Here is a 1,432-nt window from a genome sequence, read left to right as displayed (position 1 = left end):
GAACCAAAACTTCCCACTTCATAATTCCCACTTCATAATTCACAATTCATAATTTATAATTCATAATTCATAATTCGCTTAATTACCAAAATTATGAGTCAAAAAATTGCCTTTTTAGGATTAGGAGTAATGGGAGCGCCAATGACGGCTAATCTTGTCCGTCAAGGTTTTGCCGTCAATGCTTGGAATCGTACCTCAGAGGCGCCGGGGATAACCATTGCCGGGGCAGCGGGTGCGAACATTTGTTCTAGTATCGCCGCCGCCGTCAGGGATGCCGAGATTGTCTTTACCTGCGTCGGGGATGTGCCTGACGTGGAAGCGGTAATTTTAGGACCGGGGGGTGTCATGGAATCGGCAGCCGTGGGAACTCTGGTGGTGGATATGAGTACCATTGGCTCTCAAGCCGCTAGGATGATTGGTAAAAAGCTAGAGGAAAATAATCTCCGTTTTCTCGATGCTCCCGTCTCTGGGGGCGATATTGGGGCGAAAAACGGCAGTTTAACTATTATGGTGGGAGGGAAAGAAGCGGATTTTCAGACTTGTCTGCCCTGTTTTCAAGCCATGGGTAAAACTATTCGCTGGTGTGGCGAAATCGGCAACGGACAGGCGGTAAAACTCTGTAATCAAGTCTTGGGGGCGGTTCACATGGTGGCGCTGTGTGAGGCTCTAAAAATGGCAAAAATTCAAGGATTAGACCCCAATTTAGTCATAGAAGTCTGTAAAACGGGGGCGGCGGGTTCTTGGGCTTTAGAAAATTTGGGACCAAAAATCCTCGCCCAAGATTTACAGCCGGCTTTTATGATTGAACATATCTTAAAAGATTTGCGATTAGTCAAAGAAACTGCCCAGACAGCCGGGGAAATTCTGCCCGGGACAGATTTAGCGGAAACTCTATTTAAAGTAGTAGCGGAATTGGACGAAGGCAAGGGAATTAAACAGGGAACCCAAGCGATGATTCGCGCCTACGATTAGGCCTTTTGTTGACGATAAATATCATCGGTACGGGCAGCCATGATGAAATCATTTTGATGTAATCCGCCCACGTCATGGGTCCACCAAGAAACGGTAACTTTACCCCATTCTGTCAATAAAGCGGGGTGATGGCCTTCTTTTTCCGCCGCTTCTCCCACGGCATTAGTAAAGGCGATTGCCCCTTGAAAATTGGCAAATTTATAGAGTTTTTGCAGACGGGGAATACCCTCGTATTCTAAGAGATTCCAATCGGGAATTTTAGCCTGTAAAGCGGTAATTTCCTCGGCAGTGATAGGAGAAGAACACGATTGACAAGGTTGACATTTTTGTTGGGCAAGTTCGGTCATAGGGGTATCAATCTAGATTTTTTAAGTAAGTAGTTATAATTAAATTGAAGATAGATTTTGCCTCTAGTCCCCCCTGCCCCCCTTGATAAGGGGGGTGCCGATAGGCGGGGGGG

The 1,432-nt window shown here is 46.4% G+C and carries 2 protein-coding genes; one reads left to right on the top strand and one right to left on the bottom strand.

Going from position 1 to position 1,432, the window contains the following annotated elements; genetic code table 11:
• The first annotated feature begins 93 nt into the window (after nucleotides 1–93).
• Nucleotides 94–972, top strand: a complete 879-nt coding sequence (locus tag MICAI_RS16490; protein ID WP_008204640.1) for an NAD(P)-dependent oxidoreductase — start codon at nucleotides 94–96, stop codon at nucleotides 970–972.
• Here MICAI_RS16490 and MICAI_RS16485 read toward each other — a convergent pair.
• Nucleotides 969–1,319 (bottom strand): 4a-hydroxytetrahydrobiopterin dehydratase, encoded by a 351-nt coding sequence (locus MICAI_RS16485; protein WP_008204638.1) that lies wholly within the window; start codon nucleotides 1,317–1,319, stop codon nucleotides 969–971. The genes MICAI_RS16490 and MICAI_RS16485 overlap by 4 nt on opposite strands.
• Between the last annotated feature and the right edge of the window lie 113 nt (nucleotides 1,320–1,432).

It is taken from the genome of Microcystis sp. T1-4, assembly GCF_000297435.1.
Lineage (GTDB): Bacteria > Cyanobacteriota > Cyanobacteriia > Cyanobacteriales > Microcystaceae > Microcystis.
This window is presented reverse-complemented; position numbering and strand designations above follow the sequence as displayed.

Excerpts from the sequence above, each read along its gene's own strand:
- MICAI_RS16490 (WP_008204640.1), top strand. The coding sequence starts at position 94 with ATGAGTCAAAAAATTGCCTTTTTAGGATTAGGAGTAATGGGAGCGCCA.
- MICAI_RS16485 (WP_008204638.1), bottom strand. The coding sequence starts at position 1,319 with ATGACCGAACTTGCCCAACAAAAATGTCAACCTTGTCAATCGTGTTCT.